The organism is Streptomyces sp. CB02261 (assembly GCF_001905665.1).
Lineage (GTDB): Bacteria > Actinomycetota > Actinomycetes > Streptomycetales > Streptomycetaceae > Streptomyces.
Map to the genome: position 1 here is coordinate 281207 of NZ_LIVX01000009.1, position 14579 is coordinate 295785.

Annotated in this window: 15 protein-coding genes; 6 read left to right on the forward strand and 9 right to left on the reverse strand. The window is 72.2% G+C overall.

Features of this window, described 5'->3' with window-relative positions:
- Positions 1-99 precede the first annotated feature (99 nt).
- On the reverse strand, positions 100-891 hold the full coding sequence (locus tag AMK29_RS28030; RefSeq protein WP_073818272.1) for a VOC family protein: 792 nt from the start codon (positions 889-891) through the stop codon (positions 100-102).
- A 309-nt stretch (positions 892-1200) separates the two neighbouring features.
- Between AMK29_RS28030 and AMK29_RS28035 the strand changes: the two genes are divergently transcribed.
- A complete protein-coding gene (locus AMK29_RS28035; protein WP_073818274.1) occupies positions 1201-1848 on the forward strand; it encodes a TetR family transcriptional regulator in 648 nt (215 codons plus the stop codon).
- A 94-nt stretch (positions 1849-1942) separates the two neighbouring features.
- Here the strand turns inward: AMK29_RS28035 and AMK29_RS28040 are convergent, their stop codons facing one another.
- Together AMK29_RS28040 and AMK29_RS28045 are read right to left on the reverse strand one after the other, a co-directional pair.
- Positions 1943-2413 (reverse strand): nitroreductase/quinone reductase family protein, encoded by a 471-nt coding sequence (locus AMK29_RS28040; RefSeq protein WP_073818275.1) that lies wholly within the window; start codon positions 2411-2413, stop codon positions 1943-1945.
- Positions 2414-3787: an acyl-CoA dehydrogenase family protein gene (locus tag AMK29_RS28045; protein ID WP_241845736.1), complete on the reverse strand. Its 1374-nt coding sequence runs from the start codon at positions 3785-3787 to the stop codon at positions 2414-2416.
- A 106-nt stretch (positions 3788-3893) separates the two neighbouring features.
- Here AMK29_RS28045 and AMK29_RS28050 point away from each other — a divergent pair, with 106 nt between their 5' ends.
- The 3 genes from AMK29_RS28050 (at position 3894) to AMK29_RS28060 (ending at position 6075) form a co-directional block, all read left to right on the forward strand.
- Positions 3894-5069, forward strand: coding sequence for a thiolase C-terminal domain-containing protein (locus tag AMK29_RS28050; protein WP_073818277.1), 1176 nt, complete (start codon positions 3894-3896; stop codon positions 5067-5069).
- Between the two features lie 62 nt (positions 5070-5131).
- Positions 5132-5794: a pyridoxine/pyridoxamine 5'-phosphate oxidase gene (locus tag AMK29_RS28055; protein WP_073818278.1), complete on the forward strand. Its 663-nt coding sequence runs from the start codon at positions 5132-5134 to the stop codon at positions 5792-5794.
- A gap of 32 nt (positions 5795-5826) precedes the next feature.
- Complete coding sequence (locus AMK29_RS28060; protein WP_073818280.1) at positions 5827-6075, forward strand: SCO4226 family nickel-binding protein; 249 nt, start codon at positions 5827-5829, stop codon at positions 6073-6075.
- Between the two features lie 115 nt (positions 6076-6190).
- On the opposite strand, the gene AMK29_RS28065 is transcribed toward AMK29_RS28060, so the two are convergent.
- From AMK29_RS28065 to AMK29_RS28080, 4 genes are all read right to left on the reverse strand, one after another.
- On the reverse strand, positions 6191-8074 hold the full coding sequence (locus AMK29_RS28065) for an AMP-dependent synthetase/ligase (protein WP_073818282.1): 1884 nt from the start codon (positions 8072-8074) through the stop codon (positions 6191-6193).
- A 166-nt stretch (positions 8075-8240) separates the two neighbouring features.
- Complete coding sequence (locus AMK29_RS28070) at positions 8241-8885, reverse strand: TetR/AcrR family transcriptional regulator (protein WP_073818284.1); 645 nt, start codon at positions 8883-8885, stop codon at positions 8241-8243.
- Positions 8886-9052: 167 nt separating this feature from the next.
- Positions 9053-10393, reverse strand: a complete 1341-nt coding sequence (locus AMK29_RS28075; RefSeq protein WP_073818285.1) for a dicarboxylate/amino acid:cation symporter — start codon at positions 10391-10393, stop codon at positions 9053-9055.
- Positions 10394-10794: 401 nt separating this feature from the next.
- Positions 10795-11061 carry a DUF4229 domain-containing protein gene (locus AMK29_RS28080; RefSeq protein ID WP_073818287.1) on the reverse strand — a complete coding sequence of 89 codons (267 nt, stop codon included), beginning with the start codon at positions 11059-11061 and terminating at the stop codon, positions 10795-10797.
- Between the two features lie 145 nt (positions 11062-11206).
- Between AMK29_RS28080 and AMK29_RS28085 the strand changes: the two genes are divergently transcribed.
- Together AMK29_RS28085 and AMK29_RS28090 are read left to right on the forward strand one after the other, a co-directional pair.
- Positions 11207-11740 (forward strand): GNAT family N-acetyltransferase, encoded by a 534-nt coding sequence (locus AMK29_RS28085; RefSeq protein ID WP_073818288.1) that lies wholly within the window; start codon positions 11207-11209, stop codon positions 11738-11740.
- A gap of 110 nt (positions 11741-11850) precedes the next feature.
- On the forward strand, positions 11851-12717 hold the full coding sequence (locus tag AMK29_RS28090; RefSeq protein ID WP_073818290.1) for an AraC family transcriptional regulator: 867 nt from the start codon (positions 11851-11853) through the stop codon (positions 12715-12717).
- Positions 12718-12784: 67 nt separating this feature from the next.
- On the opposite strand, the gene mqnE is transcribed toward AMK29_RS28090, so the two are convergent.
- Together mqnE and AMK29_RS28100 are read right to left on the reverse strand one after the other, a co-directional pair.
- Positions 12785-13948: an aminofutalosine synthase MqnE gene (mqnE, locus tag AMK29_RS28095; protein WP_073818292.1), complete on the reverse strand. Its 1164-nt coding sequence runs from the start codon at positions 13946-13948 to the stop codon at positions 12785-12787.
- Between the two features lie 61 nt (positions 13949-14009).
- Positions 14010-14465, reverse strand: coding sequence for an Lrp/AsnC family transcriptional regulator (locus tag AMK29_RS28100; RefSeq protein WP_017241016.1), 456 nt, complete (start codon positions 14463-14465; stop codon positions 14010-14012).
- Positions 14466-14579 lie beyond the last annotated feature (114 nt).

Below are 14579 nucleotides of genomic sequence, written 5' to 3' on the forward strand. Positions count from 1 at the left end.
TCTTCCTGTCCGAGGGCCCGGTTGCGAACCCGGGGGCGGATCGGGGTGTCGCAGGTCATAGGGGGCGGTCCCGCGCGGGCCGGTACCGGCCCGTACGACTCAGCCCTTACCGGCCGGTTTCGGTTCCGCGAGGACCGCGAAGCGGGCGCCCTGGTTGTCGCGGAGCACGGCGATGCGGCCGTGCGGGGTGTCGAAGGGCGGGGTGGTGACGCGGCCGCCGAGGCGGGCGGTGGTGGCGCAGGCCTCGTCGCAGTCCTCGACGACGAAGTAGACGAGGACGTGGCCGGGCATCTCGGCGGGGAAGTCGTCGGTGATGACGGCGCGCCCGCCGAAGGCGCTGTCGTCGCCGGGCCGGGCGCCGGGGGGCGACCAGACGCGGTAGTCGAAGTCGGCCTCCCTGCCCTCCTCCTCGGCGTCGGCCTGGCGGCCGAGGTAGCCGAAGACGGTGGCGTAGAAGGTGTCGACCGCTTCGGGACGGCGGGTGTACACCTCCATCCAGCAGTAGGCGCCCGGTTCGTTCGTGACCTCGAAGCCGTCGTCGTCGCCCTCCTGCCGGAGCCCGAAGACGGCGCCGCCGGGGTCGGCGGCGAGGGCCAGGACGCCGAAGGGGCCGACGGGGTACGGCTCCATGACCATCTGGCCGCCGGCGGCCTTGATGCGGGTGGAGAGGGTGCCCGCGTTCCGGGTGGCGAGGTAGACGGTCCAGGTGGTGGGCATGCGGCCGTCGCGCTTGGGGAGGAGCCCCGCGACGCGTCGCCCGCCGAGGAGTGCCTCGTCGCGGTCGGGGTCGAAGGTCCAGCCGAAGAGCTCGCCGTAGAAACGCTTGCCGGCCTCCAGGTCGGGAAGCTGCGCGTCCACCCAACAGGGGGTGCCCTCAATGCGTGCCGCCATGGTTCCACGCTAGGGCTGAGGGGGCCGCCCCGCATGCCCCGAAATGCGAACAAAGGAGCGATTCATCCGCCTACAACCCTTGGGGCGCTTGAGTTGTCCACCGAAGTTGTCCACAGCCTGTTCATAAGCCTATTCGGGTACGGGGCTCTCCCGGCCGACCGGGCAACGCCACCAGACTGGCTTGAACCCGCCCCTCCGCCCCCGAGCAGGACACGCGTACCGACCTCGTAGAACACCGGCGGAACGGGGTCGCACCCCATTTGCAGTCGGCCGAATCGCGCGCCGACCCCCCCTCGGTAAGCTGACGGCATGACAGGACAAGTACGCACCGTCGACGGCCGCGTGGCCGGACGACGCGGCCAGGCGACGCGGCAGAAGCTGCTCGACTGCCTCGGTGAGATGCTCAGCTCCTCGCCCTACCGGGACGTCAAGGTCATCGATGTGGCCCGGAAGGCGGGTACTTCACCCGCGACGTTCTATCAGTACTTCCCGGACGTCGAGGGAGCCGTTCTCGAGATCGCGGAGGAAATGGCCAAGGAGGGCGCCGGGTTGACCGAGCTGGTCTCCGGCCGTTCCTGGGTCGGCAAGGCCGGCTGGCAGACCTCCGAGGAACTCGTCGAGGGCTTCCTGGACTTCTGGCGGAAGCACGACGCGATCCTCAGGGTCGTGGACCTCGGCGCCGCGGAGGGCGACAAGCGGTTCTACAAGATCCGCATGAAGATCCTGAACTCGGTCACCAACTCCCTCACGGACGCGGTGAAGGAGCTCCAGGCCAAGGGCAAGGTCGACAAGGAGGTCAGCCCCGCCGCCATGGCCGGTTCGCTCGTGGCGATGCTGGCCTCGGTCGCCGGCCATCAGAAGGGCTTCACGACCTGGGGTGTGAAGCAGGCCGAACTCAAGCCGAACCTGGCCCTGTTGGTGTATCTGGGCATCACCGGCAAGAAGCCGACCCGATAGCCCCACCCCCTCCTTCCCCCGTCCTGTCGTCGACGCCGACGGCGGCCCGCCCCCACGGACCGCCGTCGGCGTCGCCGTGTCTCCGCGAGCCCCGTCACCGCCGGGTCAGCCGGAACAGTCTGATCTCGCGCTCGACCCGCGCCTGGTACGTGGCGTACGGCGGCCAGAACAGCAGCGCCGCCCGCCAGGCCGCCGCCCGGTCCTCCCCCGTGAGCAGCTCCGCCCGTACGGGCACGTCCTCGCCCCGCCAGTTGACCTCGGCGTCCGGGTGGGCGAGCAGGTTCGCCGTCCAGGCGGGGTGCCCCGGGCGGCCGAAGTTGGAGCCGACGAGCAGCCAGCCGCCGTCCCGTTCCGGCATGCAGGCCAGCGGGGTCACCCGGGGAAGTCCGCTCCTGGCGCCCCGGGCGGTGAGCACGAGGCCGGGCAGCATCTGGGCGCTGAGCAGCACCTTTCCCCGGGTGAGCCGGTGCACGGCCCGGTCCATGGCGGGGATGACGTGCGGGGCGACGCGGGCGAAGGCCCGGGTCGAGGACATCTTCTGCACGAGTCCGCGTCCGACGGGCATCTACGCCGCCACCTCTCCGAAGCGTCCGGTCCGTTCCGCCGCGCGTGCGCGGAGCCGCCGTACGGGCCCGAAGAGCAGCTCGTCGGAGGCGGCCCGCTCGAAGAAGAGCCGGGCGTCGTGCTCTCCGGCGGCGCCGTCGCCGCGGGGGAGCTGGAGGAACTCCGCCGCGGTGGCGCGCAGGGCCTCCAGGGCGTGGGCGAGCGCGAGCGGCCCGCTCTCCGGTTCCTGGCCGGGTGCCCGTGCCGCGCAGGAGGTGAGGGAGCGGGCGGCCTCGACCTGGACGTGGAGGTCGGCGAGCCGGTGCCCGGCCGCGGGGGCGTGGTCGCGGGTGGGGGCGGCGGCGCGGTCGAGGGCCTCCCGGGCGGCGCCGACGGCCTCGGCGGCGAGCATGACGGCGGCGGTGCGGCCGGTGGCGGCGAGCGCGCCGAGGACGTCGGCCGGTTCCTCGCCGAGGAGTTCGGCCGGGGTGTCGCGGAACTGGACGGTGGCACGGGGCCGGGTCGGGTCGAGGGCGGGCTGCCGGGTCCGGGCGAGACCGGGTGGGGCGCCCTCGTCGGTCCGGACGAGGAAGAGGAGCGTACGGCTGCGGGCGAAGCCTCCGGTGTGGGCGGCGACGAGCAGCAGGGCGGCGCTGTGCCCGTCGACGACCTGGGCGGCCTCGCCGTACAGCCGCCAGCCGTGCTCGTCGGCGCGGGCCTGGACGCCGCCCGCGCGGCCGCCGCCGGACCAGTCGGCGGCGGTGTTGTCGCCGGTGAGGCCGAGGGCGAGGGCGAGGGAGCCGCCGGGGACGGCGAGGGCGCAGGTGAGGGTGCCGGCGGCGAGGCGCGGGAGGAGGGCGGCGCGCTGGCCGGGGGTGCCGAGGGCGGTGAGGAGCGGGGCGGCGAGGACGCTGGTGGCGAGGAGCGGGGAGGGGGCGAGGGCGCGGCCGGTCTCCTCGCAGACGAGGGCGAGGTCGGCGGGACCGCGCCCGGCGCCTCCGTACGCGGTGGGGAGGGTGAGCCCGGCGAGGCCGAGGGTGCCGGACATCCGGGCCCAGAGCTCGGGGTCGTACCCCTGGGGGGTGGCGGTGGCCGCGCGGTTCGCGCGCGGGCCGGCCCGCTCGGCGAGCAGCTCGCGCAGGGTACGGCGTATCTCCTGCCGGTCCCGGGCGGGCCGGGCGGGGGGTGCGGCGGTTCCGGCGGCGGTGGGCGGGGCTGTTCCGGCGGCGGGGGGCGAGGCGGCGAGCGGGGCGGTTCCGGCGCCTGGTGGGGCTGTTCCGGCGGCGACGGGCGGGGCTGTTCCGGCGGCGGGGGGCGAGGCGGCGAGCGGGGCGGTTCCGGCGCCTGGTGGGGCTGTTCCGGCGGCGACGGGCGCTGTGCTGTCGGCGGCGTCCATGAGGCTCCCTCCTTGTCTGACGGTGCGTCATGCTAGGACCGCACAGGCCTTGTTGCCCAGAGAATCACCGGTCCGGATCCACCGGATCTGATGTACCGTCAGATTTATGGCGTCCACCTCATCCCCCACCGCACGCAGGCCCCGCCGCGTCGCCGTCGCCGGCGTCTCCCTCGCCGACTGCGGCCGGGTCGACGAGGCCACCCCCTACGCGCTGCACGCCCAGGCCGCCCGGCGCGCGCTCGCGGACAGCGGCCTGGACCGCTCGGTGATCGACGGCCTGGCCTCGGCGGGCCTCGGCACCCTCGCCCCGGTCGAGGTCGCCGAATACCTCGGGCTCCGGCCCCGCTGGGTGGACTCGACCGCCGTCGGCGGCGCCACCTGGGAGGTCATGGCCGCGCACGCCGCCGACGCGATCGCCGCCGGGCACGCGAACGCGGTGCTCCTCGTGTACGGCTCCACCGCGCGCGCCGACATCCGCGCCCGGCGCCGCACCGCGAACCTCTCCTTCGGGGCGCGCGGTCCGCTCCAGTTCGAGGTCCCGTACGGGCACACCCTGATCGCCAAGTACGCGATGGCGGCCCGCCGCCACATGCACCGGTACGGGACGACCCTGGAGCAGCTCGCCGAGGTGGCCGTGCGGGCCCGGGCGCACGCGGCCCTGAACCCGGAGGCGATGTTCCGCGACCCGATCACCGTCGACGACGTGCTGTCCGGGCCGATGATCGCGGATCCGTTCACCAAGCTGCACTGCTGCCTGCGCAGCGACGGCGGGTGCGCGGTGCTGCTCGTCGCCGAGGAGTACGTCCAGGACTGCCGTACCGCCCCGGTCTGGGTGCTCGGCACCGGCGAGCACGTCTCGCACACCACGATGTCGGAGTGGGAGGACTTCACGGTCTCCCCGGCGGCGGTCAGCGGCCGGCTGGCCTTCGAGCGGGCGGGGGTGACCCCGGCGGACGTCGACCTGGCCGAGATCTACGACGCCTTCACCTACATGACCCTGGTGACCCTGGAGGACCTGGGCTTCTGCGCGAAGGGCGAGGGGGGCCCGTTCGTCCAGGAGGAGGACCGGCTGCCGGTGAACACGGACGGCGGCGGCCTCTCGGCCTGCCACCCGGGCATGCGGGGCCTCTTCCTCCTCGTGGAGGCGGTGCGGCAGCTGCGCGGCGAGGCGCCGGGCCTCCAGGTGCGCCGACCGGACGGAAGCCTGCCGGAGCTGGCGGTGGCCTCGGGGACGGGGGGCTGGTTCTGCTCCTCGGGGACGGTGGTGCTGGGCCGGGGCTGAAGCCCCCGGACGAACGTTCCGCGGCGACCACGTCGGCCCTCGCGGCGCCCTACCGTGGCCGTATGACCGACTTCCACCACGCCCTGCGCTCCCTGAAGGTCTGGGACACCGAGCTGCCCTCCTTCGACCCGGCGGGCGCCCCGCCCGAACCGCTGCCGCTCTTCCACGACTGGTTCACGGCGGCGGTCGCGGCCGGCCAGAGCGAACCGCACACCCTCTCCCTGGCCACCGTGGACGAGGACGGCAGACCCGACGTCCGTACGGTGATGCTGCACGGCGCCGACGCGCGCGGCTGGCACTTCGCCTCGCACTCCACCAGCGCCAAGGGCCGCCAGCTCGCCGCCCGCCCCGAGGCCGCCCTCGGCTTCTACTGGCCGGTCCAGGGCCGCCAGGTCCGGGTCAGGGGCCATGTCACCACCGGCACCGCCGAGGAGGCGTACGAGGACCTCCACGCCCGTACCACCGGCGCCCTCGCCTCGGCGCTCGTGGGCCGGCAGAGCGAGGTCCTGGACTCCCCCGGGACCCTCGCGGAGGCGAGCGCGGCGGCCTGGCGGCGGGCCGAGGAGGAGCCGGACACCCCCGCGCCCACCTGGACCCTGTACGTCGTCGAACCGGCCGAGGTCGAGTTCTTCCAGGGCGACGGGCGCCGCCGCCACCTGCGCCTGCGCTACCGCCGGGACCCGGCGTCCGGCTCCGACTGGCTGCGCGAGCTGCTCTGGCCCTGAGGGCGCACCATGGAAGTGGAGGTGGGTGAACCATGGCAACGTACATGGACGTGCACCGGGGCATGGTGGGCATCACGTCGGAGCAGCTGAACGAAGCGCATCAGGCCGACCTCGCCGTCGAGAAGGACGAGGGAGTGCACTTCGAGAGGGCGTGGGCCGACCCGGAGTCGGGCACGGTCTACTGCCTGTCGCACGGCCCGTCGGCCGAGGCGGTCCAGCGGGTCCACGCCCGCACGGGCCACGCGGCGGACGAGATCCACGAGGTCTCCCTCATGGTGTGAGGAGAGAGGTGACCGGCCGGCGGAGCTCTCCCAGGAGCCGTGACCGGCCGGAAACCCGAGGGCGCTTCCGGCCCTCCCGGTGGTCCACCGCAAGGTCCCGCGCCGTCGGTGCGTCCTACGGCCTGTCCCCCGCCGCGTACATCTCCTCGATCTCCCGCGCGAAGTCCCGCAGCACCGCGCGTCGCTTGAGCTTGAGCGAGGGCGTCAGGTGCCCGGAGTGCTCGGTGAGTTCGGCGGTCAGGACGCGGAAGGCGCGGATCGACTCCCCGCGCGAGACCAGGCGGTTGGCCTCGTCCACCGCGCGCTGGATGACGGCGAGGAGCTCCTCGTCCCGGGTCAGCTCCCAGAGCGCCAGATGGTCCTTGTGCCGCATCCGCCGCCAGTGGGTCAGCCCCTCGTGGTCGAGGGTGATCAGGGCGGTGATGTACGGGCGGCCGTCGCCGAGGACCACGCAATGGGCGACCAGCGGGTGGGCCCGCAGCCAGTCCTCCAGCGGGGCCGGGGCGACGTTCTTCCCCGCCGAGGTGATGACGAGGTCCTTCTTGCGGCCGATGATCCGCAGATAGCCGTCGGCGTCCAGGGAGCCCAGGTCACCGGTGGGGAACCAGCCGTCGTCGGTGTACGGCACCGCCGCCCCGCGCCCGGCGTCCCAGTACCCGGCGAAGACATGGCCGCCCTTGAGCCAGACCTCGCCGTCGTCGGCGATCCGCACGGCCGTACCGGGCAGCGGCAGGCCGACGGTCCCGGGGCGGGGCCGCCGCGGCGGGGTGACCGTCGCCGCGGCCGTGGTCTCCGTCAGGCCGTAGCCCTCGAAGACCTCGACGCCCACGCCCGCGTAGAACTCGGCGATCGGTGCGCCGAGCGAGGAGCCGCCGCAGATCACGTACCGCACCCGGCCGCCGAGCGCGGCCCGGACGCGCCGGTAGACGAGCGGGTCGTACAGCGCCCGTGCCGCGCGCAGGGAGAGGGAGGGCGCCTCGCTCCGCCCGTACCGGCGGGCGATCGCGGCGGCCCGGTCGAACACGGCGGCCTTCCCGCCGCGTTCCGCGGTGGCGCGGGCGGAGTGGTGGACCTTCTCCAGCACGTACGGGACGGCCAGGAGGAACGTGGGGCGGAAGCCGGCGAGGTCGGTGAGGAGTTGCTCGCCCTCCACCGTGGGGGCGTGACCGACACGGACCCGGGCCCGGACGCAGGCGACGGCGACCATCCGCCCGAAGACGTGGGAGAGCGGCAGGAACAGCAGGGTGGCGGCGGGTTCCCCGTTCTCGGCGACGAAGACGGGGTGGAGGAGCCGGACGGCGTTGTCGACCTCGGCGAAGAAGTTGGCGTGGGTGAGGGCGCAGCCCTTGGGGCGGCCGGTGGTGCCGGACGTGTAGACGAGGGTGGCGAGGGTCTCGGGGGTGAGCAGCCCCCGGCGGGCGGTGACGGCCTCGTCGGCGACCCGGGCGCCCGCGCGGCGGAGCTGGTCGACGGCGCCGGTGCCGAGGACCCACAGGTGGGCGAGGCCGGGGAGCCGCAGCCGCTCGGCGGAGACGAGCCGGGCCTGCTCGGGGTCCTCGACGACGCAGGCGGTGGCGCCGGAGTCCTGGAGGATCCAGCGGGTCTGGAAGGCCGAGGAGGTGGGGTGGACCGGGACGGTGACGAGTCCGGCGGCCCAGGCGGCGAAGTCGAGGAGGGTCCACTCGTAGGTGGTCCGGGCCATCAGCGCGAGCCGGTCGCCGGGGCGGAGGCCGTGGGCGACGAGCCCCTTGGCGACGGAGTGGACCTCGGCGGCGAAGGCGGAGGCGGTGACGTCGCGCCAGTCGCCCTGGGGCCCCTTGCGGGAGAAGAGGACGGCCGCCGGGTCCTGGCGGGCGTTGTCGTAGGGGAGGTCGGCGAGGGAGCCCCGCCGGACGGGCGGGACGAGGGCGGGCAGGGACACCTCCCGTACCACCCCGTCGACCAGGGTCCTGCGCGGCTCGACCGGTTCACTGTCGGAGGGGGCGGTGACGACGGACACGTGCGGCTCCTCGGTCTGCGCGATGAACTGAGGTCGTACGTCGGTGCGTTGTCTGCTGCACGGTGATTGACTAGCCGGTAACCTTACTGCTCGGTAAGGCCCAACGGGGAGACCGGCAGGGGCAATTCACAAGCCGTCGCGCAGTCCGCCGCTCGCGCCGCACACCTCAGCGCGGCGACCAGCGCTCGTTCTCCATGAGGTTCCCGAGGCCGGACCACGCGAAGTTCATCAGCGTCGCCGCCGCCTCCTTCGCCGTGACCCCCGGCGTCTCGTTCGCCCAGGCGGCCAGCGACTCGGCCGAACCGACCAGCGCCTGCGCGAGCGCGGCCACGTCCCGCTCCGTGATGGCGGCGCCGCCCCGCGCCTCCCTGGCCGCCTCCCCGATCAGTCCGGCCACGAACGCCGTGATCTCGTCCCGCATCCGGGCCGCCTCCCCGGCGAAGGGCTCCCCCTGCGTCCGCGCCTGCCGGCTGAGCACGGCCCAGGAGTCCGGGTGCTCGGCGGCGTACGTGAAGAAGGCGAGGAGCCCCGCCCACAGCCGCTCGTCGGGCGGCGCGCACGGGTCGACGACGGCCTCGGCGACCACGGCGAGCAGCGCCTGCGCCTCCCGCCGGATCACGGCGGTGAACAGCTCCTCCTTGGAGTGCAGATAGAGGTACACCAGCGGCTTGGAGACCCCGGCGAGCTCGGCGATCTCGTCCATGGAGGCCGTCTGGTAGCCGTGCCGCGCGAAGCACCGCACCGCCGCGTCCAGCATCTGCCGCTCCCGCACGGCCCTCGGCAACCGCCGCGCCTTCGCACCACCGGCCATGGCGGCCCCACCCCTGCTTCCAAGATCCACCGGCTGCCCCGCAGAAGCGTACGTGCCCCCTGCCCGGACGGGGCAGGGGGCACGGGGCGATGACGCGGACCGCGACGGCCACGGAGGCCGCCGGGGTCAGGCCGCAGGGATCAGACCGCTGGGATCAGGCCGCTGGGTCAGGCCGCGACCGCGACCTTCGGCTCGGTCTCGCGGCTGTCGGCCAGGTCGTCGATCGGGGACGACGAGGCGTTCTCGTACGCGGTGACGTCCAGGATCTTCTCCTTGGCGGAGACGATCACCGGCACCAGAGCCTGGCCCGCGACGTTCGTGGCGGTGCGGATCATGTCGAGGATCGGGTCGATCGCCATGAGGAGGCCGACGCCCTCCAGCGGGAGGCCGAGGGTGGAGAGGGTCAGGGTCAGCATGACCGTCGCGCCGGTGAGGCCGGCCGTGGCGGCGGAGCCGATGACGGAGACGAAGGCGATCAGCAGGTAGTCACCGATGCCGAGCTGCACGTCGAAGATCTGCGCGATGAAGATCGCGGCGAGCGCCGGGTAGATCGCGGCGCAGCCGTCCATCTTGGTGGTGGCGCCGAACGGGACGGCGAAGGAGGCGTACTCCTTCGGGACGCCGAGGCGCTCGGTGACCTTCTGGGTGACCGGCATGGTGCCGACCGAGGAGCGGGAGACGAAGGCCAGCTGGATGGCCGGCCAGGCGCCCTTGTAGAACTGGACCGGGTTGACCTTGGCGACCGTGGCGAGCAGCAGCGGGTAGACGCCGAACATGACCAGGGCGCAGCCGATGTAGACGTCGGCGGTGAAGGTCGCGTACTTGCCGATCAGGTCCCAGCCGTAGTCGGCGATGGCGAAGCCGATGAGGCCGACGGTGCCGAGCGGGGCGAGGCGGATGACCCACCACAGGGCCTTCTGGAGGAGCTCCAGGACCGACTCGGAGAACGTGAGGATCGGCTTGGCCTTGTCGCCGAGCTTGAGGGCGGCGACACCGGCGACGGCGGCCATGAAGACGATCTGGAGGACGTTCAGCTCGGTGAAGGGCGTGATGACGTCCGTCGGGATGATGCCGGTGAGGAAGTCGATCCAGGAGCCCTCGCGCTTCGGCAGCTTGCCGTCCTGCGGGGTGAGGCCGGTACCGGCGCCCGGGTTGGTGACCAGGCCGATGGCGAGGCCGATGGCGACCGCGATCAGCGAGGTGATCATGAACCAGAGCAGGGTGCGGGTGGCGAGCCTGGCGGCGTTGTTCACCTTCCGCAGGTTGGTGATCGAGACCAGGATCGCGAAGAAGACGAGCGGGGCGACGGCCAGCTTCAGCAGCTGGACGAAGATGTCACCGATCTGGCCGAGGGTCTCCTTCAGCCAGGAGACGTCCTGGCTGCGGGCTATCCAGCCGAGCAGGGCGCCGAGGACGAGACCGGCGATGATCTGGGCCCAGAAGGGGACCTTCGGTATGCGCGAGGAGGTCGGGGCCTTCTCGTCGGGCGTGGTCGCGGACGCGGACACAGACACACTCCACAGGTGCGTATCGGGAAATACGGGGACGGGGGTGCGGCACACACGCGTTTTCACGCGGGCCGCTGCATGATGCCGGGTCAGAGCTCGCGGCAACAGACCGCGGACATACAGCGGCACAGATCGACGTGCAGGCGCGCCACGAGCGGGGTGCTCGCGGCGTCGAAGGGGCGCACTGCTGTCGTCATGGCGAACACGTTAACACTTGAACTTTGAGAACCTCAAAGCCCTTCTTTGGGGTGCGAGAGCCCCTGTCCGCCTCCGAAACGCAGAACGCCCCAGCCAGGAGCCTTCAAAGCTCCGGTCTGGGGCGGAATGTCTGTGATGAAGCTTACGCAGCCTTTACGGACCACGGCGGGCCCGGAGGGGGCCGCGCGCCTGCTCCGGGACGGCTAGAGCGCGTCCTCCTGCGACCGGTTCGCCGCGAGCCGGCCCTTGGCGCGGTCGACCTTCTCCACCACCTGGGCGCTCGCCTCGTCCCGTACCTTGCGCAGGAGGACGAAGCTCAGCGGCGCCGAGATGACGAGGGAGAGCATGAGGACCCAGAGCAGGTTCGAGTCGCCGAGGCCGCGCGGCAGCACGCCGACGTAGACGAGACCCCACAGGGCGAGGAAGCATCCGGCGAAGATGCCGAGACGCATCAGCGTGTAGCGGAGCATGTCAGCCCACTCTTCCGTTCCGACGTTTCCGAAAAATACCCCAGATCCCCTGCGGGACCGTCGCCCCTCCAGTGAAACACGGGGCAGACGCCACCCCGGGGCCGGGCCTGTTGAGCACGCTCACGGTAATAGATACTATGCATCTATGACCCTTACGTTCGAGGTGGACCCGGCGGTCGACCGCGCCCTGCGCGACGGCGTGCTCTCCCTCTGGGCCGACGTCTCCAACGCCGACGGCGCGGTCGGCTTCGTCCCTCCCGTCACCGCCGACGACATCCGCCCCGCGCTGCTCAAACACCTCATCGGGATGACGGAGGGCGGCACCCGCCTGCTCGTCGGCCGCGACGAGGACGGCGAGATCGCCGCCACCGCCTTCTTCACCTTCAACACCCACCCCCTGATGACGCACTGGGTGTGGCTCTACACGGTGATGGTCCACCCCCGCCACCAGGGCCGGGGATACGGCCGCGACCTGATGGCGGCGGTCGAGCACACCGCCCGCACCGCCGAGGGCTTCGAGGCGATCGAGGCGATCCGGCTGACCTGCCGGGGCGGCACCGGCGTCGACGGCTTCTACGCCAAGGCCGGCTACAAGGAGGTCGGCCGCGTCCCCGACGCCATCCGGGTCGCCCCCGGCGAGGACCGTGACGACATCATCATGCTGCTGCCCCTGACCTGAACCGAGCCGGCCCACCCCCGCCGGACCCGACCGGAACGGGCACAGGAAGTCGGGTGCGCGGCCCCCGGCCCTTCCTACGGTGAGGACACGGAAAAGGAAGGACGGACCACGTGCTGGAGCGGCTCAACCAGGCACTCGACCACATCGAGGAGCGCCTCGACGGCGACCTCGACCCGGCCGAGCTCGCCAGGATCGCGGCCACCTCCGAGTACCACCTCCGGCGCCTCTTCTCGGCCCTCGCCGGGATGCCCCTGTCGGAGTACGTGCGCCGGCGGCGGCTCACCGTCGCGGGCGCCGAGGTGCTCGCCGGGGAGCGGACGCTCCTGGAGATCGCGGTCCGGTACGGCTACGGCTCCGGGGAGGCCTTCGCCCGCGCGTTCCGCGCGGTGCACGGGGTCGGCCCCGGCGAGGCCCGCCGCACCGGGGCCGCGCTGCGCTCCCAGCCGCGGATGTCCTTCCGCCTCGTCGTCGAAGGGAACAGCACCATGCGGTACAGGGTCGTGGAGAAGGAAGCCTTCCGGATCATCGGGCGCGGGACCCGGGTCCCCCTGGTCCACGAGGGGGAGAACCCGGCCATCGCCGCGCACATCAGGTCCATCGGCCAGGAGGCCCTGGGTCGGCTCGCCCGCCTCTCGGACGGACAGCCGGAGGGCGTCGTCTCGGCCGTCACCCACCTCACGGACAGCCGCGAGGAGGGCGCCGAGCTCGACTACTGGCACGGCGCCGTCAGCGGCGCCGAGGTCCCCGGGGAGTTCGACGCGCTGGACGTGCCGGCCGGGACCTGGGCGGTCTTCGAGAACGAGGGCGCGTACCCGAAGGCGCTCCAGTACCTGTGGCGGGACGTCTTCACCCAGTGGTTCCCGTCCAACCCGTACGCGAGCCGGCCCGGCCCCGAGCTGCTCGCCGTCCGGCCCTCGGCGGACTGGACGACGGCACGGGCGGAGCTGTGGATCCCGGTGGAGCGCACGGGACGCTGACGGGGCGCGGGAAACACGCGGAAGGGCCGGCGGGACACTCCCGCCGGCCCTTCTCCCGTACGGGTCGTCAGACCCGCATCGCCTGCGGCGACTCCCGCAGCTCCGGGTCCGGGCCCGGGTACTCGCGGATGATCTCGTACCGCGTGTTCCGCTCGACCGGACGGAAGCCCGCGTCCCGGATGAGTTCGAGCAGGTCCTCGCGGCCCAGCTTGTTCGGCGTGCCGTAGTTGTCGGCGTCGTGCGTGATCTTGTACTCGACGACCGAGCCGTCCATGTCGTCGGCGCCGTGCTGGAGCGCGAGCTGCGCCGTCTGGACGCCGTGCATGACCCAGAAGACCTTGACGTGCGGCACGTTGTCGAAGAGCAGCCGGGAGACCGCGAAGGTCTTCAGGGCCTCGGCGCCGGTCGCCATCGTGGTGCGCGCCTGGAGCTTGTTGCGGACCTTGCCGTCCTGCATGTCCACGAAGTCGTGCTGGTAGCGCAGCGGGATGAAGACCTGGAAGCCGCCGGTCTCGTCCTGGAGCTCACGCAGCCGCAGCACGTGGTCGACCCGGTGCCGGGGCTCCTCGATGTGCCCGTACAGCATGGTCGAGGGGGTCTTGAGCCCCTTCTCGTGGGCCAGCCGGTGGATCCGGGACCAGTCCTCCCAGTGGGTGCGGTGGTCCACGATGTGCTGGCGGACCTCCCAGTCGAAGATCTCGGCGCCGCCGCCGGTCAGCGACTCCAGACCGGCCTCGATGAGCTCGTCGAGGATGTCGGACGCGGACATCCCGGAGATCGTCTCGAAGTGGTGGATCTCGGTGGCCGTGAAGGCCTTGAGCGAGACGTTCGGCAGGGCCTTCTTGAGCTCGGAGAGGGAGCGCGGGTAGTACCGCCAGGGCAGGTTGGGGTGCAGCCCGTTGACGATGTGGAGCTCGGTGAGGTTCTCGTTCTCCATGGCCTTCGCGAGGCGCACGGCCTCTTCGATGCGCATGGTGTACGCGTCCTTCTCGCCCGGCTTGCGCTGGAAGGAGCAGTAGGCGCAGGAGGCGGTGCAGACGTTGGTCATGTTCAGATGCCGGTTGACATTGAAGTGGACCACGTCGCCGTTCTTGCGGGTCCTGACCTCGTGGGCCAGCCCGCCGAGCCAGGCGAGGTCGTCGGACTCGTACAGGGCGATGCCGTCCTCACGGCTCAGCCGCTCACCGTCCCGGACCTTCTGCTCAAGGTCGCGCTTGAGCCCAGCGTCCATGTGCGGCCGCCTCCCTTTTCTCCGAAATCAGACTTCGTCCACCGTACTCTCAGCCGTTCCGTCAGCCCTCTTCGGGCAGCTCTCCGACCCTGTTCTCCCACTTCGTGGAGAGCACGATGGTCGTCCGGGTGCGGGAGACGCCCTTGGTGCCGCTGAGGCGGCGGATCGTCTTCTCCAGGCCGTCGACGTCGTTCGCGCGCACCTTGAGCATGAAGGAGTCGTCGCCGGCGATGAACCAGCAGTCCTCGATCTCGGCGAGGTCCTTGAGGCGGCGGGCCACGTCCTCGTGGTCGGCGGCGTCGGAGAGGGAGATGCCGATGAGGGCGGTGACGCCGAGGCCGAGCGAGGCGGCGTCGACGGTGGCGCGGTAGCCGGTGATGACTCCGGCCGCCTCAAGACGGTTGATGCGGTCGGTGACGGAGGGGCCGGAGAGCCCGACGAGCCGGCCGAGCTCGGCGTACGAGGCACGCCCGTTCTCGCGCAGAGCCTGGATGAGCTGCCTGTCCACGGCGTCCATAGGTATGAAGCCTTCCATTGTCCAGCGATACCGCAAGTTTAGGTATAGAATCTAAGGTACACAGGGGTCGACACCCTGTGAATCTTTCAGCAGATCAAAGACGATCTTTCAGGA

Coding starts and splice junctions, on each gene's coding strand:
- AMK29_RS28030 (WP_073818272.1), bottom strand. CDS start 891: ATGGCGGCACGCATTGAGGGCACCCCCTGTTGGGTGGACGCGCAGCTT.
- AMK29_RS28100 (WP_017241016.1), bottom strand. CDS start 14,465: ATGGACGCCGTGGACAGGCAGCTCATCCAGGCTCTGCGCGAGAACGGG.
- AMK29_RS28080 (WP_073818287.1), bottom strand. CDS start 11,061: ATGCTCCGCTACACGCTGATGCGTCTCGGCATCTTCGCCGGATGCTTC.
- mqnE (WP_073818292.1), bottom strand. CDS start 13,948: ATGGACGCTGGGCTCAAGCGCGACCTTGAGCAGAAGGTCCGGGACGGT.
- AMK29_RS28070 (WP_073818284.1), bottom strand. CDS start 8,885: ATGGCCGGTGGTGCGAAGGCGCGGCGGTTGCCGAGGGCCGTGCGGGAG.
- AMK29_RS28060 (WP_073818280.1), top strand. CDS start 5,827: ATGGCAACGTACATGGACGTGCACCGGGGCATGGTGGGCATCACGTCG.
- AMK29_RS28040 (WP_073818275.1), bottom strand. CDS start 2,413: ATGCCCGTCGGACGCGGACTCGTGCAGAAGATGTCCTCGACCCGGGCC.
- AMK29_RS28055 (WP_073818278.1), top strand. CDS start 5,132: ATGACCGACTTCCACCACGCCCTGCGCTCCCTGAAGGTCTGGGACACC.
- AMK29_RS28050 (WP_073818277.1), top strand. CDS start 3,894: ATGGCGTCCACCTCATCCCCCACCGCACGCAGGCCCCGCCGCGTCGCC.
- AMK29_RS28085 (WP_073818288.1), top strand. CDS start 11,207: ATGACCCTTACGTTCGAGGTGGACCCGGCGGTCGACCGCGCCCTGCGC.
- AMK29_RS28035 (WP_073818274.1), top strand. CDS start 1,201: ATGACAGGACAAGTACGCACCGTCGACGGCCGCGTGGCCGGACGACGC.
- AMK29_RS28045 (WP_241845736.1), bottom strand. CDS start 3,787: ATGGACGCCGCCGACAGCACAGCGCCCGTCGCCGCCGGAACAGCCCCA.